Consider the following 25150-nt stretch of genomic DNA (forward strand, 5'->3'; position numbering starts at 1 on the left):
ATAGAAATAAAAAGAAAGATAAAAACACTCAATAGTCATAAAGTGCGCTGATTATCACTTTATTATTTATATTGACCGGCATTTCCTCTATTACTATTAATGCGAAGAGAGGTGAATGTTTATGGATATAGAAGATATTGCCGCGCAACATGCAATATCTTAGTTAAAAACACCAATTAATATACTCAAGGAGATGAATCATGAATAATAAACTATTGCCTATAGCAATGATGTTTTCGTCCGTATTTAGTATTTCTGCGATGGCCGCCGATGGGCAGGTGAATTTTTCGGGTGAAATTATTGACTCTGCCTGTCAGGTCATTAATACCCCCAGCAATCCTCTGCAAGTGACATTGGGCCAGGTCAACAGGAGCGCATTTTCTGGCGCAGGTTCAACGGCTGCGGCAACCAAATTCACGCTCCAGCTTGCCGACTGCCCGGTTAGCGCCACCGCTGCCGCCGTTAAGTTTGATGGCAGTTCCATCTCCGGTAATAACAGCGTTCTGGCGCTGACCCAAGAGCCCGGTGTGGCCTCAGGGGTCGGTATTCAGTTATCCGACGATAGCAATACCGTTGTGCCGTTATATACAGCATCAAAACGCTACAACCTGAATACGGGCACCGGGGTGATGAACAATCTGGATTTTGTCGCACGTTATATTGCGACGGCGGCTTCGGTGACGGCAGGTCTGGCAAATTCAATGGCAAGCTTTACCGTTATCTATAACTGATTTTGGTCAGAATACCGGAATGGTTATTCGAGCCGTTGATAAATAGCCGGCTCTCCCCTTCTCTTTTGTGAATATTGAATATGAAATTGATTCCTTCCACACTGTTGGCAGCGTTATTAATAAGCGCTGGGTTAGCCCAGGCGGGCATGATTGTTGGCGGCACCCGCCTTATTTACAACGGCAGCAAGAAAGAATCTTCGCTGAAGGTCAGTAATCCAGACCGGCAACCGTATCTTATTCAGAGTTGGGTAGAGCCGGCTACGGATGGCGCAGAAAAAGCCCCCTTTGTAATAACGCCGCCGCTGTTTCGCCTCGATGGTGGACAAGAAAATGTGCTGCGCGTCGTCCGGGTAGGCGGCAACCTGCCGCAGGACAGGGAAACGCTGTATTGGATGAGTATTAAGTCCATCCCGTCGGCTGAGAAAGATCAGAGCAAGAACACGCTACAGATCGCGGTGAAAACGCGCATCAAACTAATATATCGCCCCCAGAGCTTAAAAGGCGTGCCGGAAGAACTCACCGAAAAGCTCACCTGGCAGCGCATCGGGAACCGTCTACAAGTCAGTAATCCCACGCCGTTTTATATGAACTTTCAGAGCGTCACCGTCGGTAACAACACACTGTCGGAGGCTACTTACGTGGCACCGATGAGTAATGCCAGCTTTGCGTTACCTGCAGGCGGTGGCAGCGGCGTGGCCTGGAAAATCATTAACGATTACGGCGGTGTGGGCAATCTCCACCACGCCACATTGCAGTAATAACCCGGTAGCCAGGCAACAAGGCATTATTAATTTCCCCTTTACATAAGGGAAGTAACTAAATGAATAACCAGACAGAGCACGATGAATATATACCGCTAAGCATCTGCGGACTATTCTCGCTTGTTTCCGCATCAATATTCTTTTTCAACTGTATTTCCTTCTCGGTACATGCGCGGGAATATTTTAATCCGTTGATGCTCGAGATTGATAATCCGCAGCAGGGAAATACAGATTTAACGATATTTGAAGAGGGAAATGGTCAGGCGTCTGGCGTTTATCGGGTAGATATATATATCAATAACCAGCAGCAGGAAACGCAGGATATTGAATTCAAAACGCAGACCACGCCGCAGGGGAAAGCTCACCTTCAGCCCTGCCTGAGCGTTACCCAATTAAACTCAATGGGAATAAAAACCACGCTCTTTCCTGAATTAGAACAACACGGGGCGCCTTGCGCTAACCTTTCGGCTATCCCGCAGGCCAGCGCCGAATTCCACTTCAGCGCCCAACAACTCCTACTGAGTATCCCGCAGTCGGCCATTGCGCAAAACCCGCGTGGCTATGTACCTGAAACACAATGGGATGACGGGATCCCCGCTCTGTTACTTAACTATAATCTGAGCGGCGCCAGCACGGTTTCCCGTCAGGGTGGCGGCAACGACAGTAGTAGTCAGTACGCCAACTTACGGCCAGGCATCAACGTCGGGCCCTGGCGGTTGCGCAATTACACTACATTCCTGCGGGACTCTCACGGCCAGCCTCAGTGGGATATGGTATACACCTATCTGAACCGCGACATTCGCCCTCTGCACAGTCAGTTAATGCTCGGAGACAGCACTTCGCCGGCAGATGTGTTTGACAGCGTCCCTTTTCGGGGCGTGCAGCTGGCATCGGACGACGACATGATTCCCGATAGCCTGAAAGGCTATGCGCCCGTGGTCAGGGGAATTGCCCGTACTCATGCGCAGGTGATTATCCGTCAGAACGGTTACGTGATTTACCAGAGCTATGTGGCGCCCGGATCCTTTGAAATCAACGATATGTATGCTACCGGTGGCAGTGGCGATCTCTACGTGACGATTAAAGAGGCTGACGGTAGCGAACAGCTTCTCGTGGTCCCCTTTGCTTCTCTGCCGGTATTACAGCGTGAAAGCCGCCTCAAATATTCGCTGACCAGCGGCCAGTATCGCGCTTATGACAGCAGCGTCGACCACACGCCGTTTGGCCAGGGGACGTTGATATACGGTTTACCGCACGGTTTTACCGCCTACGGTGGTGGCCAGTTCGCCAGCAAATATCATTCGCTGGCGCTTGGAATAGGCAAAAATCTTGGCGGCATTGGAGCACTCTCCCTGGACGTGACTCAGGCGTGGTCGCGCATGCAGGAGCAACCACAAGAAACAGGCCAGTCATGGCGCGTTCGTTACAGCAAAAACATTGTACTGACCGGCACGAACTTCGCCATTGCCGGTTATCGCTATTCAACGGACGGTTACTACAGCATGCAGGAAGTTCTGGAAACCTGGCGTGACAGGCAGATCCAACCGTATAACGAGCGTAAGCGTAACCGCACGGAACTCACGATGAGTCAGAACCTGTGGGAAGGCGCAGGCTCGCTGTCGCTAAGCCTGATCAGCGAAGATTACTGGAAAAGCAATCGCACCATGCGTTCGACGGGCATCGGATACAACAACAGTTGGAATGGCATCAGTTATGGCCTGAACTATAACCTCAACGAAAACACCACGACCACTGACGGGCACGGCGACAAGGTATACGGCCGCGACCGAATCCTTTCGCTCAACGTCAGTATCCCGCTGAGCCGTTGGACGGTGAACAGCTGGGCTTCCTGGAACTTGAATCACAGCCAGAAAAGTGGAACCAGCAATACCCTGTCACTTAACGGTACTGCACTTGCCGATAACCGCTTGAGCTGGGGTCTGCAACAGGGCTATGGCAGCCAGGGAACCGGTAATAGCGGTGCTCTGTTGGCCGATTATCGGGCGACATACGGGGAAGTGAACGCAGGCTACGCCTATGATGCGCGCAGCAGACGTCTGAACTATGGCGTTCAGGGGGGAATGGTCATGCATGCCGGAGGGGCTACATTCGGGCAGCCAATGGGGGAGACCGTTACGTTGGTGCAGGCACCGGGGGCATCGGGCATCGGGGTCAGCAATCAGACCGGGGTGAAAACCGACTGGCGTGGATATGCGCTTATCCCGTTCGTTAATCCCTACCGTAAAAATCAGATTCAACTGGATACAGAAACTTTCGATGACAACACCGAAGTGGCATTAACCAGCCAAACGGTAATTCCCACCCGTGGCGCGGTGGTAAAAGCTGACTTTCAGACAAGCGTGGGCAATCGGCTGTTGATGACGCTGCTACAGGCCAACCAACAGCCGGTGCCGTTTGGCGCCATCGTCACGCAAGCCGGTCAGGTGAATAAACAGAGCTTTATTGTTGGGGAGAATGGCCAGGTGTACCTGACCGGGCTCGGGCAGAACGGGCAATTACACGCGAAATGGGGTAAAGATGCACACGAGCAATGCATCGCCCGTTTCAGCCTGCCGGAAAAACACGAAGAGATACTGGTTATTAACGGGAGGTGCCAATGAGCACATTACGCTTATTAGGGATGATTTTCCCGGGGCTATTTTTAATGCTCAGCGCATTTTCCGCCTGCGCCACCTGTAGTTTTTACCGCGGGACAGCCCCTATGATCTGGGACAATATCAACATCGGAACCGTATATGCACAGCGCGACACCCCGGTCGGCTCAATAATTTACAGCACGGTTTTGCCTGCGACTTTCTCAGGCGAGTGGCTAACCTGTGGCAGCGGTGAACTCATCTCTGCAACCATGTTCCGGGATGCTGTCAGCGGCTTTTCGCATATTTATGACACCGGTATTCCGGGAGTGGGAATCAAGGCCTATTATCAGACCAGCGGTACTTTCGATAATCCTCCTCGCACCGGGATAAATAGCTCTTCCGGTGGAACAGTTTCCGCTTTAGGACTCGGCAGTGGCATCAAGATTGAATTGTATAAGACGGGCCCAATTAGCTCCGGAAATATTGAACCAGGCTTATATTTTCAGAAAACCTATGGCGAACTGGAAGTTGTCAGGGGGAGTATTGTCGGCGGGCAGGTTATTCAGGTGGCCTGCTCCCTACGCAATCAGAATATTAACGTCGCACTACCCGATGTCTTAGGTATTGATTTTACTGGCCCAGGTGCAACCCCTGGCGAAACCTCATTTACGGTTGATCTTGACTGTGATGCCGGGGCGCGAATTAACGTTTCATTAAGCGGCAGCAAAAGTGCCGAAACATCTGACACCAGTATTCTGGCTTTATCTGGCGCAGGAACAGCAGGCGTCGCCAGGGGCGTAGGAATTCAACTGCTTTATGGTAATACACCGCTGAAAATTAATAATAATATTGTGCTGAAAACGTCAACAGGTGGCCAGGAGTTTCCTGCTGATGCCTTTACGGCACGCTATTTCCAGACCAGAGACAAAGTAACCGCCGGTAGCGCCAACTCCACGGCAACGTTAAATATCACTTATCAATAACCGCTGAGTATCACACCAGTAATAAAAGAACAGGAGATATCAATGAACAGAACCAGATGGATCATCATGACATTATTTTCTGCGAATTGTTTGATGACGCTGACGAATATTTCACAGGCCGACCCGGTGAATATCAATATTACCGGTAAAATTATTGCATCAGCTTGTACCATTGATGCGGCAAATTCCAACCTTAACGTCGACTTGGGAAGTATTCCGATCAGTACGATGAACCAGGCCGGTAATACAAGCCCCTACAAGATTTTCGATTTGATACTGAAAGATTGCCCGCTTTCAACCACCTCGGTCACGGCGGCTTTTTCCGGCGAACTGGCGCCGGGCGGTAGCACCGATTACAACAATACGGGGACGGCGCAGAATATAAACGTGCAGCTAAAAGAGAGCCAGTCTGGCGGAAACGGCAGGTTTTTAGGGCCAGGAACAACGTTAACCAAAAGCGTAGCAGTCGACCATACCGCAACTTTCCATATGGGCGCCCGTGCGATTGCTTCGTCGTCAGACGTGATGCCTGGTACGGTAGTGAGTTTGTCGCAAGTGACGTTTACTTATCAATAATCCTAAGTGTCAATATATCTGCTGTGGCTCAGGGATAAATGAATATATTAATAACAGACCCGTACGAATTCTATCGTCATGGATTACAGCATTTCTTTATCGATACCTTCTACGGGTATATTTCTGAGAATATCTTCTTTTTAACTGATTACGATCCTCTCTCTTTTTACCAGGCGGATGTGACAGTGCTTACATTATCACCAGGGGAGCATTTTATGTGTATTCCTGAACTACGAGCCAGGCAAAAAGGTATTGTGATTGGACTGGTGGATGAGTCTCTGGAGATCAATTCCATCTTGCCGCTCTGTTTTTCCGATATGATTATTATCCACCGCCGTGAATCACTTGATGAGATTAAAAATAAAATACTCTCCGCATGGCAAAAAGCCCCACAGCAAAAAATACCGTGGTGTAAGGATTTTTGCATGAGTTGCCACAGAAAAGATTTCACCCTACGTCAGGGAATGATCATGTCATTTATTTATCAGGGGATGCTCCAGTCTGAAATTGCCAAAAAATTAACGATCGCTGAGAAAACGGTATCAACACATAAATGTCTTATCATGAAGAAATTTAAGCTGCGTACCGACCGTGATTTAATACATTTCCTCAGAAAACTGGCCGACAAAAATGTATTACCTGTTTTTCCTGCGAATATTTAAGTATCAGAATAGGTTTATTGGCGTGATGAATTGGGCTGAGGGGCAGAAAATAATTGACCTGAACATGTGTTTGCTCAGGCCATATTACCTTTTGCATCGGTTATTGCAGGGCGCGATCAAACCGTGATACCCCATATAAATCCCAACCAGCGCAATTAGCATACTGGAGAAATATAGTGCCGACGCGTCAGTGTATCGAATCTGCTCCAGCGCATGGTTGCCTGGCGTACGCTATATGCTGCAGCCGCACCGACCGTCACCAATCGTGAAGCCAATGGGTTGATGCGGGCATCTGATCGATCACATTGTTCGCGAAGATAGTGAGGCAAAACGTGAGAACGACTGAGACGTAGTGCTGAAAGTTTTAGAGTCTTACATCAAGTAAAGCCGCCGCCCAGCACTCAGCCTGCCGTCAATTTCGGGGCAGCTTCCCTGCCCTTAGATATCATTCACATTGACTATTGTCTGCTTCACCCGGGAGATAGTTGACCTTCCACAATTTAGCGTTTTTTGGATCTCGCTGTAACTCGCGCCAGCAAGTAACATCAGGGAAATGCGGTGATGAAGCCCTTCATTGACCGGCCTCCCGGCGGCACTTCCCGTGATGGTTCTTCTTTTCGCAAATGCGGGGTCTTTCTGAAGATAGGAAATAACATTATCCGCTAATTCCATCAGTGTATCTGTTGATGCTTTGCTCGCCAGTCGTTCCGCCGGGCTTGCAATATGCAGCCCACGAAGCGTTGCCTTTACATTCAGGGCGACGACATTCAAACCGGCATCGGTACTGTTTCTCAGCGTAACCCACTGTTGCTTTGGAAGGCGGGCTAAAAAAACGAATTTAGTGATCAGAAGAACATCGCCGGGGTTGGCCTGCGTCAGCAACTGGCGGAGACGGGTATATTCTTTGTCGTTTTCTTCGAATATATGGTCAATCCGGAAATCGAGCGTCTCGCTGGCAGCGATCAACGCACTTTTTGCCTGTTCATATTCTTCATTTATGGGTAAATAGGCGAAGATTTTCATCGGTTGTCACTGTAGCGTAGTCACAGATAGTCCCCATATTATACATATGGGACCAGACTCGGACAATCAAGGCAACACAAATAGGCCATGGTATAAGTCCTTAAAATAGCAGCTATTAACACCGTTCAACCTTTCCTCTGGGCCATGATTATACTTTTAAAGCACAAATACACAAAAATTAAAGGACCAGTCTCATTATGATTAACGCCATCAGCACTTGATATTAGCGTAATCATTTCCTCTTATAACAAGCGAATATTCAGCCATCTGATAACAATTTTATTACTTCCGGGGTTTATTTAACCAGAACTATTTTGCTGTGTTTAGCTATCAATCATTTTTGGCTGTTCTCAGGAATAATCCGTAGATTATGGATCAATCTTAACTCACCAATTAATGGTATGTTTTACATGGCTTTTTATATTGAGGAAATTATTATATTTACTTCTCAACCCGTAAATTCAGAATGTTCTGGTATTGCGCAGAATTTCTTGGTTGCTAGTTAACTCATATCGAGTAACTATTAAGTCAAGGGAGTACTATTAAGGTTCTCTGTTATGATTATAGTCGTGTCGTCGAATAGGTTCTTTTATGACGGAATAAGTGTTCTTTCTGAGCAAGCCTTGAAAAGGGCTGATAATTTTTCAAGAGTTGTCTATTCGTCGAACATCAGCCATATTGAAGAGTGTGTTTTAAGTGCGGCGAAAGCAATCATTGTTGATTATAGCCTTCCTGATTTTCAATCGCTGGTGAGGTTGATAGAGGTTAAGTATAAGAATACTGATTGCGATGTTATATTAATCGCCAGACAAGAACGCTTCTTAAACACTGCTGAAAATATTCTTATTAACACCGTATCTGATCTTGTTATTGATGTGGTAGCTGATGTAAAAAAACTAAAGTTATATCTTGAATATATCAACGCGGAAAAACACTCAAAAATCATCATTAAAAACATGGTATGGTCTGAAATTGAGAAGAAAATAAATCTTACAAAAAAAGAAGACATGATATTGCCATATATCATTTCCGGGAAAAATAACAAAGAGATATCACGGTTTATTGATATTAGTGACAAGGTCGTTAGTCAACACCGGCGTAGTATATACAGAAAATTCAATGCGCACAATTTAACAGAATTTTACAACGCATTTCAGAAAGCGACACAGATTACGCAAACCAGCGAGGAAAACACCGTTGGGTTTTGTTAAGTGAGGAGGTTATTAATCGTCAAGGAACTGACATTACATCATTTTATGGCCAGCATATTTATGCTGAAGCGCGTTATGTATTCATAATGCTTTATGCTAATCCCGCAAACTCTTATTTATTGCTCATAAACTATTTTGGGCAAAATCAAAACAGATGGAGCTGTCTATGAAAATTAAAACACTTTGTATGGCCATGGCCGTATTCACTGCAACAGCGCACTATGCCAATGCCGCGGATGGAAAACTAACTTTCCAGGGGAATATCACCAATTCATCCTGTACTATTTCTTCTGGTGAAAGCTCGACAATAACCGTACCTATGGGGTCAATTCCAAAATCTGTCTTCGAAGGGGGGAATAAGTCTGGGCCACAGGTTGGTTTCAGAATCTCACTGACGAATTGTGATGCAGGAACTTATTACTTAATCATTGATGGTGCAACCGTTGATGGAGAAGACAACATTCTGGCTCTGGACGATGCCGGCAGCGATACCACTGGTGTAGGTATTAAAATAACCGACACCAACAATAAGGCAGTAACCATTTCCAAGAAATTTGAGAGCACCGATGCTTCAATTACCATTGCTAACCAGGGTGGAGCTGGCGCGTTTCTTTTAAAAGCGAACTATCAAGCAATTGCTGATACAGTTGAACCCGGTGTTGCGAACGCCACCGCCCATTTCACCATCGTCCAGCATTAATATTTACAAGCCATGGATGGCGTAAATTAAAAATGGAATCACTATGAAAAGATATTTATTTATGTCGCTTCTTCTGTGTATGGCGCAGGCCCAAAGTGCTATACAAATTGAAAGTTCGCGTATTATTTATTCCGGCAACTCAAATTCGGCATCGGTTAAAATAAATAACATTTCAACCGAGAACTATATTGTGCAGTCCTGGTTAGATAAAGGCACTGACAAAGGCGGCGAAAAGCCACCGCTGGTAGTTACCCCTCCGCTGGTTAAACTTAAACCCGAGCAGTCAGCAATATTACGTTTTATATACTCGGGTAACGGACTGCCAGTCGACCGAGAAAGTATATTTTGGCTGAATGTACAGGAAGTGCCGCCAAAGTCGAAGCAGGAAAATGTTCTCCAGCTGGCAATTAGAACCAGGCTGAAACTTTTCTATCGCCCACCACAAGTAAAAAATACACTTGTTGATGTGGTGAAAAAAATGTCCTGGCAAATAAAAGACAATCAACTGCTCATCAAAAATGATGGTCCGTTACATATTACGCTCATCTCTGTCGCAGTAGCTGATAAAAATGGGAAAGTATCTCCGGTTAACATTCCGATGGTTTCACCATTTAGTACGCTAGTCGTTCCTGTTGCCGGGAAAACACGCGTGGTCAAAATGAATTACATCAATGATTACGGTGCCGTTGTGGCTATCCAGCCAGCAACTAAATAATTAACTGTGATTTCCAGGGAGAGGAATGATGAAAGCTGCCCATGCTGGTTATTATTTTTGCGCGCTGTTCATTTCTGCATCCTGCGACACCATGGCCGCGGAAAAATACAACACACTTTTTCTTCATGGCATCGACGCCAAATCCATGGCTGATTTTATCAGCCATGATGATGACGTGTTGCCCGGTGTTTACCCGGTCGCGATTTATGTCAATGATGTGCAGGTTGATAGCCAGAATGTAGAATTTTCTCGTTCACCGGATGATGATAAATTACAGCCATGCTTAACGGCAAAGCAATATCAACAATATGGCATAAAACTACCGGAGAGTAGCCTTCCCTGCTATTCACTCAGAAAAAACGTCTCTGGTGCACAGGAAGCTCTGGATATATTTCGCCATCGTCTTGATATTACTATTCCGCAGATATACACCCATCCCGTTCCCCAGGGTTATATCTCCCCTGCCCGTTACGATGACGGTATTAATGCGGCGTTTGTTAATTACAACTTCACCGCTGACAATAACAGAAGCGATATTAGCGATCAGACATATCAGTACCTTTCACTTAATAGCGGGATCAATGTTGGCGCCTGGCGTTTTCGCAATAATTCCTACTGGAACAAATCGAGCAACGGAACTGCGCGCTGGAAAACCGTCTCAAGTTGGGTAGAAACTAATATTGTACCGTGGCAGAGTCATTTGCTTATCGGGCAGGCCAGCACCCCAGGGGAGATATTCGATAGCGTGCCATTTCGCGGTGTGCAATTAAACAGTGATAACAGTATGTTACCCGATAGCCAGAACGGCTATGCCCCTACTATTCGCGGCATTGCCAACAGTAATGCGCGTGTTGAAGTACGGCAAAATACCTATCTTATTTATTCGACTAATGTCTCTCCCGGCCCTTTTGAGATAAATGATATTTATTCGGTTAACCGAAGCGGTGATTTTTATGTCACGATTATTGAAGCCGACGGCACTAAAAGCACCTTCACCGTGGCTTACACGGCCTTACCAAACCTGGTTCGTCGCGGTTTATGGAACTATCAATTAGCTGCCGGGAAATACTATAACGCTAACAACGCTTATGCTCCGGCTTTTATTCAGAGCACGGTATCCCATGGTCTGAACGACACCTTTACCTTGTATGGCGGTGTGCTGAATGCGGAAAACTACACGGCGAGCGCCCTGGGGGTTGGGACAAATCTTGGTGCCATAGGTGCATTTTCGGCGGATTTAACCTGGGCTGATACCGCGCTTGCCAGCGGTGAGCGGAAGCAAGGTAGTAGCGTGCGCTTTTTATATGCGAAATCATTTCGCGGTTCAGGGACCGATTTTCAAATCGCTGGTTATCGCTATTCAACCTCAGGTTATTACGACTTTTCAGAAGCAATTGCCGAGCATCAACGCTGGGACAATGGGTCATACAAAAATTATTACTGGGAGGAACAAGATCCCAATGATCCTGAATGGGCGGTCAGGAAACCCGAAACGTTTTACACCCCGAGTTTTAACACTAAAAAAGAACGTTTTGATTTCTCAGCAAGTCAGCATCTTGGTGAACAAACGGCCTTTTATCTGAATTTTAGTCAGCAAAATTACTGGCAAAACACCGACCATGATATGTCTGTTCAGGGTGGGATTAGCTCCAATATTGGTCGGGCCAGTTATAGTATTTATTATCAAAACAGCCGTAATCATTATTCTACTCACGATGATAGCGTCAATTTTCGCATATCCATTCCGTTCTACTTTAAAAACCAAAACAATATGACGGCATACTTTAGCGTTAATAACAGCCAATCCTCTGGCGCATCCGCGACTGCCGGGGTCAACGGCACGTTGCTTGACGATGGACGCATGAGCTATGCCGTAGAGACGACCTACGATCGGAGTTCCAAATCAACTAACAGTGCCAGTGTCGGTTATCAAGGGCAATTCGCTAATGCTTACGCTGGATACAGTTACAATAATTCCAGTCAGCAGACCAGCATTAACCTCTCTGGCGGCCTGATCGCTCACCAGGGCGGTGTGACGTTGTCACAGCCACTCGGGGAAACATTCTCGCTGATAGAGGCCAAAAATGCCGCGGGTGTCAGTATTGAAAATCAGCCAGGTGTTGCTATCGACCGCTTTGGCTACGCCGTTTTGCCCCACACCATTCCCTGGCGGGTTAATACCGTGGCATTAAACACCGAAGATTTCGGTTCTCGCATTGATGTACCGGCCGCGGTAGCCGATACCGTTCCAACCCGTGGCGCAATTACCCGCATAACATTCGAGACCTACAAAGGTGAAAGCGTGCTTATTCACAGCAAACTTGCGGATAACAGCGTGCCTCCGCTCGGTGCTACCGTTTTCGCGGCTGATGGCCGAAACAGCGGCTTGACCGGCCCCGATGGCGATATCTTTATTTCCGGCGTTTCGGGTGGAGATAAATTGCAGGTTAAATGGGGTGATGCCCCCGAAGAACAATGTCAGTTAACCCTTCCTGGAATGAACGAAGACGCAAGCCTGGCGGTTAGCGGCTATCGCGAACTTACCCTATCTTGTCGCAAGTAATCGAGGAAATGATGAAAGGATACCAACACCTGGGTCGCTGTCTGACGGCCCTGCTAATCATGATGATCATGCCGCAAACGGTTTATGCTTTGACCTGTGAAGCGTCAAATTCAGCGGTCAGCGAAACGGTGAATATTGGCCAGGTGATTAAGGCATCCAGTTCTGAGATTAAGGCGAACCAAAAAATTTGGGTGTCTTCGGTCATCAATGCCACCTTTACCTGTAGGGATACGGATAGCCACCCGCAAGGTGAAATGGCCTATTTCTGGCTTGATCCGAAAAAACAGGCTGGCACTATTCCTTCATTTATTTCAATCGGCGTGACCTACAACGGGATTGATTATCCGCTGGAGAATGGCAAGAAAGTCGAACTTGGGCCGGCGACGATTTGTAACAGGGTTGCTGGCAAATGTGTTTCCCCTGCAACACCCCAGACCTTCAACCTTGATTATCAGGTATATATAAAAGCGACCGGCAAAGCAGTGCCAGCGGGTGGGGTAATTAAAGATAACCTGAATCTATCTTTGTTCCAAGTTGATGGTGAAGGAGGACTACGCGGCGGTGATACCAATTTCAATTTATTTATTACCGGGCTAAGTAAGATAAACCTGATGGCGTGTGTTCCCACCATCGCCATAACACCTGACAAAATCGATTTTGGTTCCATGACCTCTTTTAACGCATCCCCCGGACGAGTTGAGAAAAAGTTAGGCTTTAATATTGCCTATGGACTGCAAATCAAGGGAACGGGAGTAACCTGTACAACTGAAAACTTACTCGCGACTTTCAGCACGACAAATCAGCTACAGGACAAAACTATTATTTTGCCCGCGTCGGACAGCGGGTTTGGCATTATCCTCTCAAACAATGTCACCCTGGAGCCAAGAATTGAGATGAATGCACCACAGGTGGTTACTGTTACCGCGGGCAATACGATCAATAAGGCTTACACTGCGGGGGTACTGTGGCTAAGTGCAAAACCGAAGACGGGGAATTTTTCCGCTACCGCGACGGTTACGGTGACTTTTCAATGAAGCGTGGATGATTGGCCTGATGATATTTCAGCATCCAGGCCACCATTTCGCATCTGTAAAATCACCTCAAATCCTGTTGTTAACAGATTGTAGTGATTAAAAAAGCAAACACCCGGGTTCTCATGCTGCGTGTCATAAACACGTTCAGTTAATAATTCTAAAAAAACTCCTGAAAGGATTGATTTTTAATCAGACAACAGAATAAGACAAAAAATAACGGTTAATTTAAAAATTTAATTTTACCAAATGAACAATAGAATTTATTTAATACTCAAAATGATGGTATAAGCATAATTTAATATTGGTATTAACAACATGACACAAAAAATAACACTATCACTCCCGAAAACGCTGGCGCTTGGGGGGATGACTCTCGCTCTATTTCTTGGGGCTGGGAATATTATTTTCCCGCCACTGGTTGGTATGCAAGCCGGGAGCAACACCTTTACGGCAGGATTTGGTTTTATCATCACGGCAGTATTATTCCCTGCTCTCGCCATCATATCGCTGGCCATCAATAGCGGTGATATTAATGAATTAACTCAACCATTAGGTAAACGCGTTAGTTTTATTTTTATTAGTGTCTGCTTTCTGACTCTTGGTGTTCTATTTGGTACTCCAAGGACGGCAACAATCAGCTATGAACTTATTGCTCACGGCGCAAAAGAGTCATGGGGTCAGAAAATTCTATTTTCAGTGGCATTTTTTGGCCTTGCCGGCGCAGCACTGGCTAAACCCGGAAAACTATTGGAGATAGTCGGATTTGTTCTTTCGCCTGTGAAGATAAGTGCATTAATTTTCATTGGGATTTGCGCATGGATTCATCCAATTGGCGCCATTACTTTTGCAGAAAATGCTTATCAGGAGCATGCCTTTAACACAGGTTTTATAAATGGCTATCAGACCTTAGACGTTATTAGTGCCCTGTGCTTTGGCGCGATTATTACACACACCTTGCAACAACGCGGCATTGCCTATAAAGCAGGAATTTTTAAATACTCCACAATCGCCGCCATTATCGCCGCTGTGGGGTTGATACTGATTTATGTCTGTTACCTTTCAATGGGGGCCCACAGCCCTGCATTACATGCCACAAACGGGCTGCAGATCATCAGTACTTTTGTGGAAACCTTATTTGGTGTTTATGGTCGCATACTGCTGTCGGCGATAATTACCCTCGCCTGTCTGGTGACGGCAATCGGCCTGGTAACCGGTACTGCCCAATATTTCAGCCAAAATACTGGTGTGTCTTATGGTTTGCTGGTCGTCATTTCGCTGATTGCTTCCGCCGGTATTTCCGTGCTTGGCCTAAATTCGCTGACTACTTTTGCTGTGCCAGTACTTTGCGCCATTTATCCAGCGGCATTAACCGTTGTGGCCCTTGGGATTATTCGCAAATGGATTGATATTCCGAGTAATTTATATGGAATCATTTTTTACAGCTCACTGCTGATAGGTATTATGAGTCTGTTTGTCCATAGCTAAGTCATACCCGACTATACGTATTTTGGATAAGCCGTAAATATAAATGGCTGGCCGATATACAGGGCCTTTATCTTCAGATTAGTGGATCTGCAGTCTCAAGGAGACTACGGATCCTTTTCACGATATTTATTCCGGTAATCATCAATTTTCCTTTAAGGCTTTAATTGCTTGCAGACAGGTTTCGGTATTTGAAGGTGCTCATATTTTTTCCTGATTAACCCGAGCGGACAGCGACTGATGGCTTTCCTTCCTTTCGCTATAGCGGTCGGCCAGATACTCAGTATGGCCTTTCAGGATTAACGTTATTTTGAATAGTTCTTCTGCTACATCCACAATCCGGTCATACCAGGCTGAGGGTTTCATACGTCCTTCATCATCAAATTCTTGCCACGCCTTCGGTACCGATGACTGATTTGGAATGGTGAACATTCGCATCCAACGGCCAAGTATTCGCATCTGATTTACCGTATTGAATGACTGCGAACCGCCGCTAACCTGCATTACGGCCAGCGTTTTCCCTTGTGATGGACGAACAGCACCTTCGCTCAGTGGTATCCAGTCAATTTGGGCCTTCATCACTGAACTCATAGCTCCGTGTCTTTCCGGAGAACTCCACACCATTCCATCACACCACCTGACCAGTTCCCGCAATTCGCGCACTTTCTGATGGGTTTCCAGCGCATCATCAGGTAATGGCAGGCCGGAAGGATTAAAGATTTTCACCTCAGCCCCCATTTTGCTAAGTAAACGCCCTGCTTCTTCGGCTGCAAACCGGCTGTACGACCGCTGCCGAACTGAACCGTAGAGGATTAAAATGCGCGGCATCGTTTGGGTATCGTCTTGCAGTTTGCTGGCAATCTCATCATCAAAATATTCCTGTTCGATTGCTGATAAATGCGTCATGAAATTTCCCCATCTTAAAACTAAGCTTTAAAAACCAACACATATGATTTAACATATGTATCATAAGTTCATAGCGAGGTTCAACATGCTACAGCCTGTTCAACTTTTTAAACTGCTTGCCGATGAAACCCGTTCGACCATTGTGATGCTACTCCGAGAGTCCGGTGAGCTGTGTGTCTGCGATATCTGTGCAGTAACAGCTGAATCCCAACCCAAAATATCCCGCCACATGGCTCTGTTACGCGAAGCGGAGCTGGTCACCGATCGCCGGGAAGGAAAATGGGTACATTATCGTCTGTCACCACACATGCCAGCCTGGGCTGCGACCATTATTGAATCCGCATGGAATAGTGAGCGAGATAACATCCAGAAAAAACTCAGTGCGGCTTCATTATCCTCATGTTGATAACGAAGAAACATATTCACTTAATCAAATATGAATGGGGTTTGTAATGTTAGTGGCTAGTGCGATTTTTTTGCTCACTCTCGTTTTGGTCATCTGGCAGCCCAGAGGTCTTGGGATTGGCTGGAGCGCCATACTAGGTGCTGGCCTGGCATTACTAACAGGCGTCGTTCACCCTGGGGATATCCCAATAGTGTGGCAAATAGTCTGGAATGCGACTGCCACCTTTATCGCGGTGATAATTATCAGCCTACTGCTGGATGAATCAGGTTTCTTTGAATGGGCCGCATTGCATGTTGCACGCAGGGGCAATGGCCGGGGCCGACTACTTTTTACCTGGATTGTTTTGCTGGGTGCAATGGTGGCGGCACTGTTTGCCAATGATGGTGCCGCACTTATCCTGACTCCGATTGTCATTGCAATGCTGCTGGCGCTGGGTTTCAGCCGGGGAACAACGTTAGCCTTTGTCATGGCTGCAGGATTTATCGCTGATGCCGCCAGTCTGCCTCTAATTGTCTCGAACCTGGTAAATATCGTTTCGGCCGATTTCTTTAATCTTGGGTTCACGCAATACGCAGCCGTGATGGTGCCGGTTAACCTTGTCGCCATTGCAGCAACGCTGGTTATATTGCACCTGTTTTTCCGTAAGGACATCCCTGCCGTTTATGATGTTTCTCTACTAAAAGAGCCGAAAGAAGCAATCCGGGATGCCCGTACTTTTAAAGCCGGTTGGCTGGTCCTACTCTTGCTATTAGTGGGATTTTTTGGTCTGGAACCACTCGGCGTACCAGTGAGTCTGGTCGCTGCCGTTGGCGCACTGATTCTGTTTGCTGTTGCAAAGATTGGTCATTCTATTAACACCGGCAAAGTACTGCGTGGTGCGCCCTGGCAGATTGTAATTTTCTCATTGGGTATGTACCTGGTGGTCTACGGTTTGCGAAATGCGGGACTGACCCACTACCTTTCCGCCCTACTCAATCAATTTGCACAGCAAGGATTGTGGGTGTCGACATTAGGAACAGGGTTCCTGGCAGCCTTCCTTTCGTCAGTTATGAACAATATGCCGACCGTTCTGATCGGGGCCCTGTCGATTGATGGCAGTGTAGCCTCGGGGGTTATCAAAGAAACAATGGTTTACGCCAACGTTATAGGTAGCGATCTGGGGCCAAAAATCACCCCTATTGGCAGCCTGGCGACATTGTTATGGCTGCATGTTTTGTCGCAGAAAAATATCACAATTACCTGGGGGTATTACTTCCGGGTAGGCATAGTCATGACTATTCCAGTGTTGTTCATCACACTGGCGGCCTTAGCCCTGCGATTGTCAGTGGCCTTATAACTGTTGTTTAAAGTACGGCCCATTTTATGGGCCTCAGCGAGAGATCATCACGATGAGCAATGTAACTATTTATCATAATCCCGCTTGCGGAACGTCCCGCAACACATTGGAATTAATTCGCAACAGTGGCACCGAACCTACGGTTATTCTGTATCTGGAAACACCGCCAGCCCGGGATGAACTGAAAAAGTTAATTACCGATATGGGGATCACGGTCCGTGCGTTATTACGTAAGAATGTCGAACCCTACGAACAATTAGGGTTGGCAAGTGACACCTTCAGTGACGGCCAGTTGATTGATTTCATGTTGCAGCACCCAATCCTGATTAACCGACCAATTGTCGTCACACCATTGGGTACCCTGCTATGTCGGCCTTCAGAGATGGTTCTGGAAATTTTAACTGATGGGCAACGCGGCGCATTCACCAAAGAGGATGGTGAGCAGGTTGTTGATGAACAAGGTAAGAAGATCGATAAATAGCGGGCAAACAACAAACTATTAGCCGCTGCAGGTTTTAATTCTTGCAGCGGCCTTTTGCAGATAATACGAACATACTCATCCCTGGCTTCTTGCTGTATTTGGGCAGAAATATAACTCCCCTGTTCACCATGCTTCTGGTTCGCGAAGCATATGTACAATATTACAAGGGCTCATAACCCATCCTCCTTTAAACCCCTCAGGCAAGGGCTCTACAGCATCACAACGCACAACTCCATACTCCTTAATATGCGCTTCAGCTGATTTAAAATCAGGTGTAAACAGCTCAAGCCAGACCTCCGCCTGACTCAAACCTGGCGCTTCATCAATCCATAAACGGTTTGGGCCAAATACAAACCCGGTAGCCGGTGCTTTGTCTGTGATTTCTATGAGCCCGATAGCATTGCGATAAAAATCAAGCGTCTGCTGGTATTGATGTGAGGGCACTTTAATCGCGATATCAATACCCCCCTTAATTTCTGCATTCATAAAACTTTCTCCTGGCTCGAAGTGGTAAATCAAAACAGTTAAAGACAGATTCTGAGTAAAAACGAGTCATTCGCTCATCTGTCAGGATAGTCGAGAGGGAGAAAATTGGGTGGGCTATAGCTCGATGGACATGTCCATGCAGCGCAAATCTGCCTGGGCAAGAGAAGATGAATACAGGTTTTCTCGTAATAGAATAAAGCCATGTTTTTCATAGAAAGACTGCGCATTAGGCGTCGATGACAATGTTAATTGTTTAAACCCACGTTTACGCGCCTCGTCTTTGATCATTTCAAGAATAAGACCGGCAAATCCTTTACCAATATAATCGGGGGAGGTAAAAATAGCCTCAACACTTCCCGCAGAAAGATCGAGATAGCCTGTTGCAACAGGCCGACTGTTCTGTCCATCAATGACGAAAAATGGGTTGTTAGTGATAACCACTCTGTAATTTTCAGGCATTGCTTCAGGTGTCCATGCCGCAATTACCGCTGCGCTATAGCTACTCTGACATCCATGGCGAATAGACTGGTTTCTAATATTCCAACACTCTTCTGCCTCTTTTGGCGTTGCCAATCTCACTTTCATCGCTCCACTCCCCATTTGCGCGAATTGACCTAAATCACGCTTATTATCCGATCCTTTACTTTTTTCATACCCTATTTAAAATGTCTATCATCATTTCTTCTTTATAGGTATTCGTCCAATGCGCCATTGATGCTGCCGTCTGTCTGACGGCCAATTTACTTGTCCCGGTTTATCGGGTCAGTTGCTGGCATCTATGGAGTAGTTATATGACGAATTTATTCATCACGCTCGAAAGCGTGTCTTTTGTATTATCTGACGGTTCACCGCTGTTCTCACAACTCAATGAATCTTTCGACTCACGCCATACCGGTATTGTGGGGCGAAACGGTGTGGGTAAAAGCGTTCTCTCGCAGATTCTGGCCGGGAAAATCCTTCCTTCGTCCGGTAGATGTAACTGCTTTGGCGTTGCGTATTATCTGGCACAGCAAACCCACTATCAGGCTGAAATGACCGTTGCAGAGCTTGCGAGGGTTCAATCCATTATCAGCGCACTTGAGCGCATCGAAATGGGTAGTATCTCGACGGTAGATTTTGAATTGGTTGGCCAACAATGGGATATACGCCAGCGTTTGCAAATTGAGTTAGAGCGATGCGAACTGGGGCATCTTGCAGCATCAACGCCTGTAAGTCAGTTGAGTGGTGGCGAAGCCATGCGCGTCTCACTCATAGGAGCATTGCTTTCACAGGCCGATTTTTTAATTCTTGATGAGCCCAGCAACCATCTTGATAGAGCAAACCGTCTGGCTTTGATTGCTCAGTTACAACGCTGGCCCGCCGGGCTATTGACGGTAAGTCATGATCGGGAATTACTGGAGTCAATGCAGCGGATTCTTGAACTTTCCTCCATCGGCTTGAACAGTTATGGCGGTAATTACTCGTTTTACGCTCAGCAAAAAGCACAACAAACACAAAACGCCCTTCATCTACTGGAACAGCGAAAACGTGAGCGCCAGCGCGAACAGAAAAACCTTCAGGATCAGAAGGAACGTTTTCAGAAACGGCAGTCACGCGGTCATCGACAGGGCCGAGAAGCCAATCAGGCTAAAATTTTGCTGGGTGGACAAAAGCAACGCAGTGAGACGTCGGCCGGGAAATTAAACCAGCTTCACATTGCCGCTCAGGAATTACTTGATAAGCGTGTGCGTGAAGCGGCAACTCGCGTAGAAGAGAATGCTGAAATCATTGTGCATTCGCTGGCCGTGAACTCTCCTTCAAGGCGGCTGGTTGCAGAGCTCAATCAGCTACAACTGCCCTTCGTGACAGCCTTTTCTTCTCCATTGAACCTGTCGATATACACCCAGCAACACATCGGTATCGTTGGGCGTAACGGCTGTGGAAAATCGACACTATTAAACGTACTGTCAGGCAAACTTCAGCCATTAAGCGGTGTTATCCGTATCCCACATGGGCATACCTTGCTTAATCAACATCTCGACAATCTGGATCCGCAACGTTCAGTTCTCGACCAAATACGTGAAGCCAACCGCAGTGCCGCTGAGGCTGATTTACGTATGCGGCTTGCGCAGTTGGGCCTGGATGCTGACAAAATCCAGATTGCCAGCGGATGTCTGAGTGGTGGTGAGCGCCTGAAAGCAGCGTTAGCCTGTGTGTTATACGCTGACCCCGTGCCACAACTATTGCTGCTCGATGAACCCAGCAACCACCTCGATTTACCTTCTATTCAGGCACTGGAAACAATGCTGCGGACTTATCAGGGGGCTCTGGTCGTTGTTTCGCACGATGAGACGTTCCTAAAGAACCTGAATTTAACGGAGCGCTTATCTATCACCGAGGGGCATTGGCAACTTCAGGCATGCTAAACGTGAAAGAATTTTTCAGGTAAAGTAAAAGGCTATCAGCATGATAGCTCACTTCTAACGCTTGATTCGGCTTCATGATTTAATACGCTCCTGACTGTTACCAAAATGGCTATCGCGCACGCTTGCAAAATAGAAGGTGAATGATCGTTGAATACAAATAAATATGGTCAGCCCGTTGGTTTTCCGCTTTCCGACTGGCAACCTGCGCCCTTTCCAACCCGCACCCCAATCAGTGGCCATCACTGTAACCTTTTACCTCTTGAAATCAGCCATTGTGATGATCTTCTCGAGGCATTTTCACGGGCTCCTGATGATAGAGACTGGACATGGCTTGGCGCTGAGCGGCCTAACTGTTTACAGGAAATGCAGCTTTGGGTTGAGAATAAAATTAATGATCCCGGGCTGGTTGCATGGGCCGTGGCGGAAATTAACAGTGGTCTTGCGGTTGGTGTCGTCTGCTTTAGCAATATTGATGTTGTTAACGGTGCGCTAGAAATAGGACATGTCACCTGGTCTCCCAAAATGCAACGAACCGCCATGGGCACAGAAGCCATATTTTTGTTGCTGAAAAAAGCATTTTCTCTGGGCTATCGGCGCGTGGCATGGCGATGTGACTCACTGAATCTGGCCTCCAGAAATGCCGCGGAAAGATTGGGATTCACATTTGAAGGACGTTTTCGCCAGGCGATGACACGCAAACAACGTAACCGCGATACGGACTGGTTATCTATTATCGATATTGAATGGCCAATAGTGGAAAGCTCACTATCAGGCTGGCTTTCGCCGGGCAATTTCACAACCAGCGGAGAGCAAAAGCGCAAGCTGAAAAGTTTTCGAAGTAACCAGTGACGTTTTCAATGCTGATGAGCAAAGGAGTGCTCAAAGTTAATGTTTTGAAAATCTTGCTCTCTTCAATTCACAGTGAGCTGGAATAACCGTAAAAAAGCAGCTTTGCCCTTTTCTGTGATTGTCACCTCTCTGTAACCAGCAATTTTGGTTATCCACCCCTTTTGTTCAAAGAACAGCATTAGTGCGGCACCGGCACTACCTCCAAGGTGAAATCTTCGCTCGCTCCAGTCAAGGCAAGCACAGGAGCTTTTGCGCCTGCTATTTGGATTGACGAGTACGCCCATATTCTGAAACTGGAGCTTTCCGATCGGCGAAAGCAGATTACCATCAGGAGAAAACCAGCCTTCTTTGAACATGAAGTTATAAATTCCAACAGCAACTTCTCCGGCCATATGGTCGTAGCATGTCCGGGCAACACGTAAATGGGATGGGGTTTTGGTCTCAAGCGTCTTTCCACTCTTTGCTGATACCACCATCAAGGTTTCAAGAAGAGCTGCAATATCGTTTCCAGCGAGGCGGTAATAACGATGCCGCCCTTGGGACAGGCATGTGACTAAGCGACTATTAAGTAGTTTTGCGAGGTGGGCACTTGTTGTTGATGCAGCGATATTGGCAACAGAGCTTAATTCTGTTGCCGTCCATGCCCGTCCATCCATTAGTGCACAAAGAATGCTGACCCTTGAAGGGTCAGCAATGGCAGATGCAACAACTGACATTGATGTTTCAAGAAATTCACTTTCATCAACAACAGCTTTTGAAACTTTTAAATTCATTCAGCAGGCACTTCCCATTGTTTGGTTACTTCTGCGGCAAGTTCATTATTGTCGGTCAGCAGAATCAAACGATTGTTGTGATCGCTATATTGTACATTGATATTAATGCCATTTAGAGCAATGACATTGGCAATTTCCCCGAGCTCTCCGGGTCTTTCTTGTTTTAACTTTCTGATTAATGGCAAAGTAATATTTTTAACATTCAGACCTGCCTCGACAAGCACTTGCCTCGCAAGCTCACCATCTTCAACCAGAAAATGAGCATGGCTTTCATCGCCTAAAGTAAAAACACCGCCACCTTCAAGTCCCACACCGCTTTTGCCGAGTAAAGATCCCAGCAGTGACAGCGATCCTGGAGTATTGGTAAGAATAACGTAAATATCATACATGACCAGAACCTCTATTCTCTGATGAATAATCCCGCAGAACATGTGCAACTCTGATTCTGTAGAACGAAAATATAGATTGTTGCCCTTCAAATTGAGCAGCCTGGTGTTTTAGGTTTTGTTTCCACGCTATGACAGACTCTTCACTTTCCCACCAGGACAGCGACAGAATTTTTCCTGCGGTATGCAGACTCTGAAAACGCTCGATTGAAATAAAGCCTGCAATTTTCTCCAACTCAGGTTTTAATTCTGCGGCCAGTTGTAGATACCGCGCTTGTTGTGTAGGTATGGCATTAGCTTCGAAAAGTACCGCGATCATAATAATCCTCCTGACTGTACGCTTGTGAGGCCTACTATAGGGATTCAATAAGATGATGCTTCGTTGGTAAGCGAAATATGAATGTTCAGGAGATATTACAGCCGTTTTTATCGCCATTGCGTGCGCTGATTTATAGGCTCAGCGCAGGTTCTTGCCACAGAGAATATGAAGATGAGTGGCGTCAGTGGTGATTCTCTGTGGGCAACAGTATTAGCGAGGAACAACAAACAGTGATTTGCATTTTGGGCAGAGCAATGTTTGCCCCTGGCGAATTTTGCTGGCGGGAAAAGAGGCTTTATTTCCGCAGATTGGACATGTCACAGTGCCATTTGTGGCGTTACTAAAGCGCTTCATTGCATAATCGAATATTGACATGATGATTAGCCTTTCAATGATTGAGGTTCATCGTATCACGCCCTGAGCAAATAGCGCACAAGTTATCCGGCAGACAATTGAATCTTAAATTAATATAAATAACTGCAATCGGATAAATGCAAATTTACGATTAAAAACTGCACCTTAATACGTTGAATATCCAACAGTTGGGGTGCAATTCAGGCTGCTTAATTATGGCCATTCAAAATGTCTGCCAGTGACCTTCTGGTGGCTGTTTTTTCTGCTTCGTTGGGACGATGAGCGCAGAGACAGGCATCGTCATTTTGTCTTCATCATTTAAGCGTAAATTATTTGTTCTTTTTTGAAGATCTACGACCTGGTTTTTTAGAACATCGGAAGATTCTGCAAGCTCCACAACGACTGCAGCATTACTCAGAGTGACCTTTTCCAGCTCGGATAACGCAATGGTTATTTGTTGAATACCTTTTTCCTGCTCATTGGTCGATAAAAAAATATGCTCCATCAGCATATTAAGATCGTCTGATCCTGAAACGATGTCGTGCATATTTTTTTCTGCTTCAGAGACAAGTTTTGCACCTTGCATCACATTGGTATTTGTTTTTTCAATCAGTGCTTTTATGTTTTTTGCAGACTCAGAACTTTTTTGAGCTAACACCCGGACTTCACCCGCAACCACGGCAAATCCTTTGCCATGTTCACCTGCTCTCGCAGCTTCAACCGCTGCATTCAGTGCCAGGATATTCGTCTGAAACGCTATCCCATCGATTATGCTAATAATTTCGGTCATTTTCTTTGAACAGTCAGTAATTGATACCATGTTCTCAGTGAGTTTATGCATCAACTGGCTCCCATGACCTGCAGATTTATGGGCTTCATTGGTTATGTCATTTAACTGCCGGGTGTTTTCTGCATTGCTCTTTGTCCCCGCCGAAATCTCTTCCATACTTGATGCTGTTTGCATCAGCATGGCCGATTGCTGTTCAGTTTTAACTGAGAGTTCCGCACTTTGGTTAGCCAGAGTGCCAGATAGAATGCTTGCCGAATTGGATGATTTTCTTATATCCATGACCAGACTGGATATTTCTTTTGCGAGGCTATTTATCCCTGGAATCAATTTTCCCGCACAGTTATTGCCAAACTCGCGAATAGAAATTGATAAATTCCCTGCGTTGATTTCATCGATATTTCTTTTAACCTCGTTAATCGGCCTCACAAGATATTTAGTCATGTAGAACCATAAGGTTGAGATCAATACGACTCCAACGACGTTCAACATCAGGATGACATTTACGTTTGCTACCAAAAGGAAGGCCATCAGATCAATGAAGACAAAAGAGGCAGATATAAAAACAAGGATAACGGTTCTTACGCTGTAGTTGTTAAGCATACCTAACCCTATAACATGTTT

At 46.2% G+C, this 25150-nt stretch carries 26 protein-coding genes and 1 pseudogene; 17 read left to right on the forward strand and 10 right to left on the reverse strand.

What is annotated here, in order from left to right; all coding sequences use genetic code 11:
• The first annotated feature begins 200 nt into the window (after positions 1-200).
• The 6 genes from IX31_RS02435 (at position 201) to IX31_RS02460 (ending at position 6310) form a co-directional block, all read left to right on the forward strand.
• Positions 201-731 carry a fimbrial protein gene (locus tag IX31_RS02435; protein ID WP_034455575.1) on the forward strand — a complete coding sequence of 177 codons (531 nt, stop codon included), beginning with the start codon at positions 201-203 and terminating at the stop codon, positions 729-731.
• Between the two features lie 80 nt (positions 732-811).
• Positions 812-1489: a fimbrial biogenesis chaperone gene (locus tag IX31_RS02440; RefSeq protein ID WP_034455576.1), complete on the forward strand. Its 678-nt coding sequence runs from the start codon at positions 812-814 to the stop codon at positions 1487-1489.
• Positions 1490-1551: 62 nt separating this feature from the next.
• Positions 1552-4113 carry a fimbria/pilus outer membrane usher protein gene (locus IX31_RS02445; protein ID WP_081908616.1) on the forward strand — a complete coding sequence of 854 codons (2562 nt, stop codon included), beginning with the start codon at positions 1552-1554 and terminating at the stop codon, positions 4111-4113.
• Positions 4110-5072, forward strand: a complete 963-nt coding sequence (locus IX31_RS02450) for a fimbrial protein (protein WP_051880488.1) — start codon at positions 4110-4112, stop codon at positions 5070-5072. Before IX31_RS02445 ends, IX31_RS02450 begins: the two co-directional genes overlap by 4 nt.
• Positions 5073-5114: 42 nt before the next feature.
• Positions 5115-5648, forward strand: a complete 534-nt coding sequence (locus IX31_RS02455; RefSeq protein ID WP_051880491.1) for a fimbrial protein — start codon at positions 5115-5117, stop codon at positions 5646-5648.
• 38 nt (positions 5649-5686) lie between these two features.
• Complete coding sequence (locus IX31_RS02460) at positions 5687-6310, forward strand: helix-turn-helix transcriptional regulator (RefSeq protein ID WP_034455577.1); 624 nt, start codon at positions 5687-5689, stop codon at positions 6308-6310.
• 84 nt (positions 6311-6394) lie between these two features.
• Here the strand turns inward: IX31_RS02460 and IX31_RS22160 are convergent.
• Together IX31_RS22160 and IX31_RS02465 are read right to left on the reverse strand one after the other, a co-directional pair.
• Positions 6395-6585, reverse strand: a pseudogene (locus IX31_RS22160) (hypothetical protein); the annotation flags it as partial.
• Between the two features lie 163 nt (positions 6586-6748).
• Positions 6749-7333, reverse strand: coding sequence for a recombinase family protein (locus tag IX31_RS02465; RefSeq protein ID WP_034455578.1), 585 nt, complete (start codon positions 7331-7333; stop codon positions 6749-6751).
• Positions 7334-7890: 557 nt separating this feature from the next.
• Between IX31_RS02465 and IX31_RS02470 the strand changes: the two genes are divergently transcribed.
• The 6 genes from IX31_RS02470 to brnQ all read left to right on the forward strand — a co-directional run bounded on the left by IX31_RS02470 (position 7891) and on the right by brnQ (position 15041).
• Positions 7891-8544 (forward strand): LuxR C-terminal-related transcriptional regulator, encoded by a 654-nt coding sequence (locus IX31_RS02470; protein ID WP_034455579.1) that lies wholly within the window; start codon positions 7891-7893, stop codon positions 8542-8544.
• A gap of 166 nt (positions 8545-8710) precedes the next feature.
• Positions 8711-9244, forward strand: coding sequence for a fimbrial protein (locus IX31_RS02475; RefSeq protein WP_034455580.1), 534 nt, complete (start codon positions 8711-8713; stop codon positions 9242-9244).
• 43 nt (positions 9245-9287) lie between these two features.
• The gene (locus tag IX31_RS02480; protein ID WP_034455581.1) at positions 9288-9959 is read left to right on the forward strand and encodes a fimbrial biogenesis chaperone; all 672 of its coding nucleotides are present in this window, start codon (positions 9288-9290) and stop codon (positions 9957-9959) included.
• A gap of 25 nt (positions 9960-9984) precedes the next feature.
• Positions 9985-12522 (forward strand): fimbria/pilus outer membrane usher protein, encoded by a 2538-nt coding sequence (locus tag IX31_RS02485; RefSeq protein WP_122973979.1) that lies wholly within the window; start codon positions 9985-9987, stop codon positions 12520-12522.
• An 8-nt stretch (positions 12523-12530) separates the two neighbouring features.
• Positions 12531-13556, forward strand: a complete 1026-nt coding sequence (locus IX31_RS02490; RefSeq protein ID WP_198528550.1) for a fimbrial protein — start codon at positions 12531-12533, stop codon at positions 13554-13556.
• Between the two features lie 315 nt (positions 13557-13871).
• Positions 13872-15041 carry a branched-chain amino acid transport system II carrier protein gene (brnQ, locus tag IX31_RS02495; RefSeq protein WP_051880493.1) on the forward strand — a complete coding sequence of 390 codons (1170 nt, stop codon included), beginning with the start codon at positions 13872-13874 and terminating at the stop codon, positions 15039-15041.
• 198 nt (positions 15042-15239) lie between these two features.
• Here the strand turns inward: brnQ and arsH are convergent, their stop codons facing one another.
• Entirely contained in the window at positions 15240-15944 is a 705-nt protein-coding gene (gene arsH / locus IX31_RS02500) for an arsenical resistance protein ArsH (protein WP_034455582.1), read from the reverse strand.
• Between the two features lie 85 nt (positions 15945-16029).
• Here arsH and IX31_RS02505 point away from each other — a divergent pair, with 85 nt between their 5' ends.
• The 3 genes from IX31_RS02505 to arsC are packed head-to-tail and all read left to right on the forward strand — an operon-like array spanning position 16030 to position 18167.
• On the forward strand, positions 16030-16350 hold the full coding sequence (locus tag IX31_RS02505) for a metalloregulator ArsR/SmtB family transcription factor (RefSeq protein ID WP_034455583.1): 321 nt from the start codon (positions 16030-16032) through the stop codon (positions 16348-16350).
• Between the two features lie 46 nt (positions 16351-16396).
• Positions 16397-17686, forward strand: a complete 1290-nt coding sequence (locus IX31_RS02510) for an arsenic transporter (RefSeq protein ID WP_034455584.1) — start codon at positions 16397-16399, stop codon at positions 17684-17686.
• 52 nt (positions 17687-17738) lie between these two features.
• Positions 17739-18167: a glutaredoxin-dependent arsenate reductase gene (arsC, locus tag IX31_RS02515; RefSeq protein ID WP_034455585.1), complete on the forward strand. Its 429-nt coding sequence runs from the start codon at positions 17739-17741 to the stop codon at positions 18165-18167.
• Between the two features lie 123 nt (positions 18168-18290).
• On the opposite strand, the gene IX31_RS02520 is transcribed toward arsC, so the two are convergent.
• Both IX31_RS02520 and IX31_RS02525 read right to left on the reverse strand, forming a co-directional pair.
• Positions 18291-18653: a VOC family protein gene (locus tag IX31_RS02520; protein WP_034455586.1), complete on the reverse strand. Its 363-nt coding sequence runs from the start codon at positions 18651-18653 to the stop codon at positions 18291-18293.
• Between the two features lie 114 nt (positions 18654-18767).
• Complete coding sequence (locus tag IX31_RS02525) at positions 18768-19238, reverse strand: GNAT family N-acetyltransferase (protein WP_034455587.1); 471 nt, start codon at positions 19236-19238, stop codon at positions 18768-18770.
• A gap of 206 nt (positions 19239-19444) precedes the next feature.
• Here IX31_RS02525 and IX31_RS02530 point away from each other — a divergent pair, with 206 nt between their 5' ends.
• Together IX31_RS02530 and IX31_RS02535 are read left to right on the forward strand one after the other, a co-directional pair.
• On the forward strand, positions 19445-21058 hold the full coding sequence (locus IX31_RS02530) for an ABC-F family ATP-binding cassette domain-containing protein (protein WP_034455588.1): 1614 nt from the start codon (positions 19445-19447) through the stop codon (positions 21056-21058).
• A 147-nt stretch (positions 21059-21205) separates the two neighbouring features.
• The gene (locus IX31_RS02535; RefSeq protein ID WP_034455589.1) at positions 21206-21907 is read left to right on the forward strand and encodes a GNAT family N-acetyltransferase; all 702 of its coding nucleotides are present in this window, start codon (positions 21206-21208) and stop codon (positions 21905-21907) included.
• A 62-nt stretch (positions 21908-21969) separates the two neighbouring features.
• Here the strand turns inward: IX31_RS02535 and IX31_RS02540 are convergent, their stop codons facing one another.
• The 5 genes from IX31_RS02540 to IX31_RS02555 form a co-directional block, all read right to left on the reverse strand.
• Positions 21970-22680 carry an ArsR/SmtB family transcription factor gene (locus tag IX31_RS02540; RefSeq protein WP_034455590.1) on the reverse strand — a complete coding sequence of 237 codons (711 nt, stop codon included), beginning with the start codon at positions 22678-22680 and terminating at the stop codon, positions 21970-21972.
• Entirely contained in the window at positions 22677-23069 is a 393-nt protein-coding gene (locus IX31_RS02545; protein ID WP_034455591.1) for a hypothetical protein, read from the reverse strand. The genes IX31_RS02540 and IX31_RS02545 overlap by 4 nt, the downstream gene beginning before the upstream one ends.
• On the reverse strand, positions 23062-23385 hold the full coding sequence (locus IX31_RS02550) for an antibiotic biosynthesis monooxygenase family protein (RefSeq protein WP_034455592.1): 324 nt from the start codon (positions 23383-23385) through the stop codon (positions 23062-23064). Before IX31_RS02550 ends, IX31_RS02545 begins: the two co-directional genes overlap by 8 nt.
• 210 nt (positions 23386-23595) lie before the next feature.
• Positions 23596-23760 carry a YnfU family zinc-binding protein gene (locus IX31_RS23560; RefSeq protein WP_273213459.1) on the reverse strand — a complete coding sequence of 55 codons (165 nt, stop codon included), beginning with the start codon at positions 23758-23760 and terminating at the stop codon, positions 23596-23598.
• Between the two features lie 202 nt (positions 23761-23962).
• Positions 23963-25129, reverse strand: coding sequence for a methyl-accepting chemotaxis protein (locus IX31_RS02555; RefSeq protein ID WP_034455593.1), 1167 nt, complete (start codon positions 25127-25129; stop codon positions 23963-23965).
• Positions 25130-25150: the final 21 nt, after the last annotated feature.

The sequence above is a fragment of the Buttiauxella noackiae genome (assembly GCF_000737905.1).
Classification (GTDB): Bacteria; Pseudomonadota; Gammaproteobacteria; order Enterobacterales; family Enterobacteriaceae; genus Buttiauxella; species Buttiauxella noackiae.

What these genes read in the sequence shown, in the direction of transcription:
- IX31_RS02435 (WP_034455575.1), top strand. Translation starts at nt 201, where the DNA reads ATGAATAATAAACTATTGCCTATAGCAATGATGTTTTCGTCCGTATTT.
- IX31_RS02440 (WP_034455576.1), top strand. Translation starts at nt 812, where the DNA reads ATGAAATTGATTCCTTCCACACTGTTGGCAGCGTTATTAATAAGCGCT.
- IX31_RS02445 (WP_081908616.1), top strand. Translation starts at nt 1,552, where the DNA reads ATGAATAACCAGACAGAGCACGATGAATATATACCGCTAAGCATCTGC.
- IX31_RS02450 (WP_051880488.1), top strand. Translation starts at nt 4,110, where the DNA reads ATGAGCACATTACGCTTATTAGGGATGATTTTCCCGGGGCTATTTTTA.
- IX31_RS02455 (WP_051880491.1), top strand. Translation starts at nt 5,115, where the DNA reads ATGAACAGAACCAGATGGATCATCATGACATTATTTTCTGCGAATTGT.
- IX31_RS02460 (WP_034455577.1), top strand. Translation starts at nt 5,687, where the DNA reads ATGAATATATTAATAACAGACCCGTACGAATTCTATCGTCATGGATTA.
- IX31_RS02465 (WP_034455578.1), bottom strand. Translation starts at nt 7,333, where the DNA reads ATGAAAATCTTCGCCTATTTACCCATAAATGAAGAATATGAACAGGCA.
- IX31_RS02470 (WP_034455579.1), top strand. Translation starts at nt 7,891, where the DNA reads ATGATTATAGTCGTGTCGTCGAATAGGTTCTTTTATGACGGAATAAGT.
- IX31_RS02475 (WP_034455580.1), top strand. Translation starts at nt 8,711, where the DNA reads ATGAAAATTAAAACACTTTGTATGGCCATGGCCGTATTCACTGCAACA.
- IX31_RS02480 (WP_034455581.1), top strand. Translation starts at nt 9,288, where the DNA reads ATGAAAAGATATTTATTTATGTCGCTTCTTCTGTGTATGGCGCAGGCC.
- IX31_RS02485 (WP_122973979.1), top strand. Translation starts at nt 9,985, where the DNA reads ATGATGAAAGCTGCCCATGCTGGTTATTATTTTTGCGCGCTGTTCATT.
- IX31_RS02490 (WP_198528550.1), top strand. Translation starts at nt 12,531, where the DNA reads ATGATGAAAGGATACCAACACCTGGGTCGCTGTCTGACGGCCCTGCTA.
- brnQ (WP_051880493.1), top strand. Translation starts at nt 13,872, where the DNA reads ATGACACAAAAAATAACACTATCACTCCCGAAAACGCTGGCGCTTGGG.
- arsH (WP_034455582.1), bottom strand. Translation starts at nt 15,944, where the DNA reads ATGACGCATTTATCAGCAATCGAACAGGAATATTTTGATGATGAGATT.
- IX31_RS02505 (WP_034455583.1), top strand. Translation starts at nt 16,030, where the DNA reads ATGCTACAGCCTGTTCAACTTTTTAAACTGCTTGCCGATGAAACCCGT.
- IX31_RS02510 (WP_034455584.1), top strand. Translation starts at nt 16,397, where the DNA reads ATGTTAGTGGCTAGTGCGATTTTTTTGCTCACTCTCGTTTTGGTCATC.
- arsC (WP_034455585.1), top strand. Translation starts at nt 17,739, where the DNA reads ATGAGCAATGTAACTATTTATCATAATCCCGCTTGCGGAACGTCCCGC.
- IX31_RS02520 (WP_034455586.1), bottom strand. Translation starts at nt 18,653, where the DNA reads ATGAATGCAGAAATTAAGGGGGGTATTGATATCGCGATTAAAGTGCCC.
- IX31_RS02525 (WP_034455587.1), bottom strand. Translation starts at nt 19,238, where the DNA reads ATGAAAGTGAGATTGGCAACGCCAAAAGAGGCAGAAGAGTGTTGGAAT.
- IX31_RS02530 (WP_034455588.1), top strand. Translation starts at nt 19,445, where the DNA reads ATGACGAATTTATTCATCACGCTCGAAAGCGTGTCTTTTGTATTATCT.
- IX31_RS02540 (WP_034455590.1), bottom strand. Translation starts at nt 22,680, where the DNA reads ATGAATTTAAAAGTTTCAAAAGCTGTTGTTGATGAAAGTGAATTTCTT.
- IX31_RS02545 (WP_034455591.1), bottom strand. Translation starts at nt 23,069, where the DNA reads ATGTATGATATTTACGTTATTCTTACCAATACTCCAGGATCGCTGTCA.
- IX31_RS02550 (WP_034455592.1), bottom strand. Translation starts at nt 23,385, where the DNA reads ATGATCGCGGTACTTTTCGAAGCTAATGCCATACCTACACAACAAGCG.
- IX31_RS23560 (WP_273213459.1), bottom strand. Translation starts at nt 23,760, where the DNA reads ATGTCAATATTCGATTATGCAATGAAGCGCTTTAGTAACGCCACAAAT.
- IX31_RS02555 (WP_034455593.1), bottom strand. Translation starts at nt 25,129, where the DNA reads ATGCTTAACAACTACAGCGTAAGAACCGTTATCCTTGTTTTTATATCT.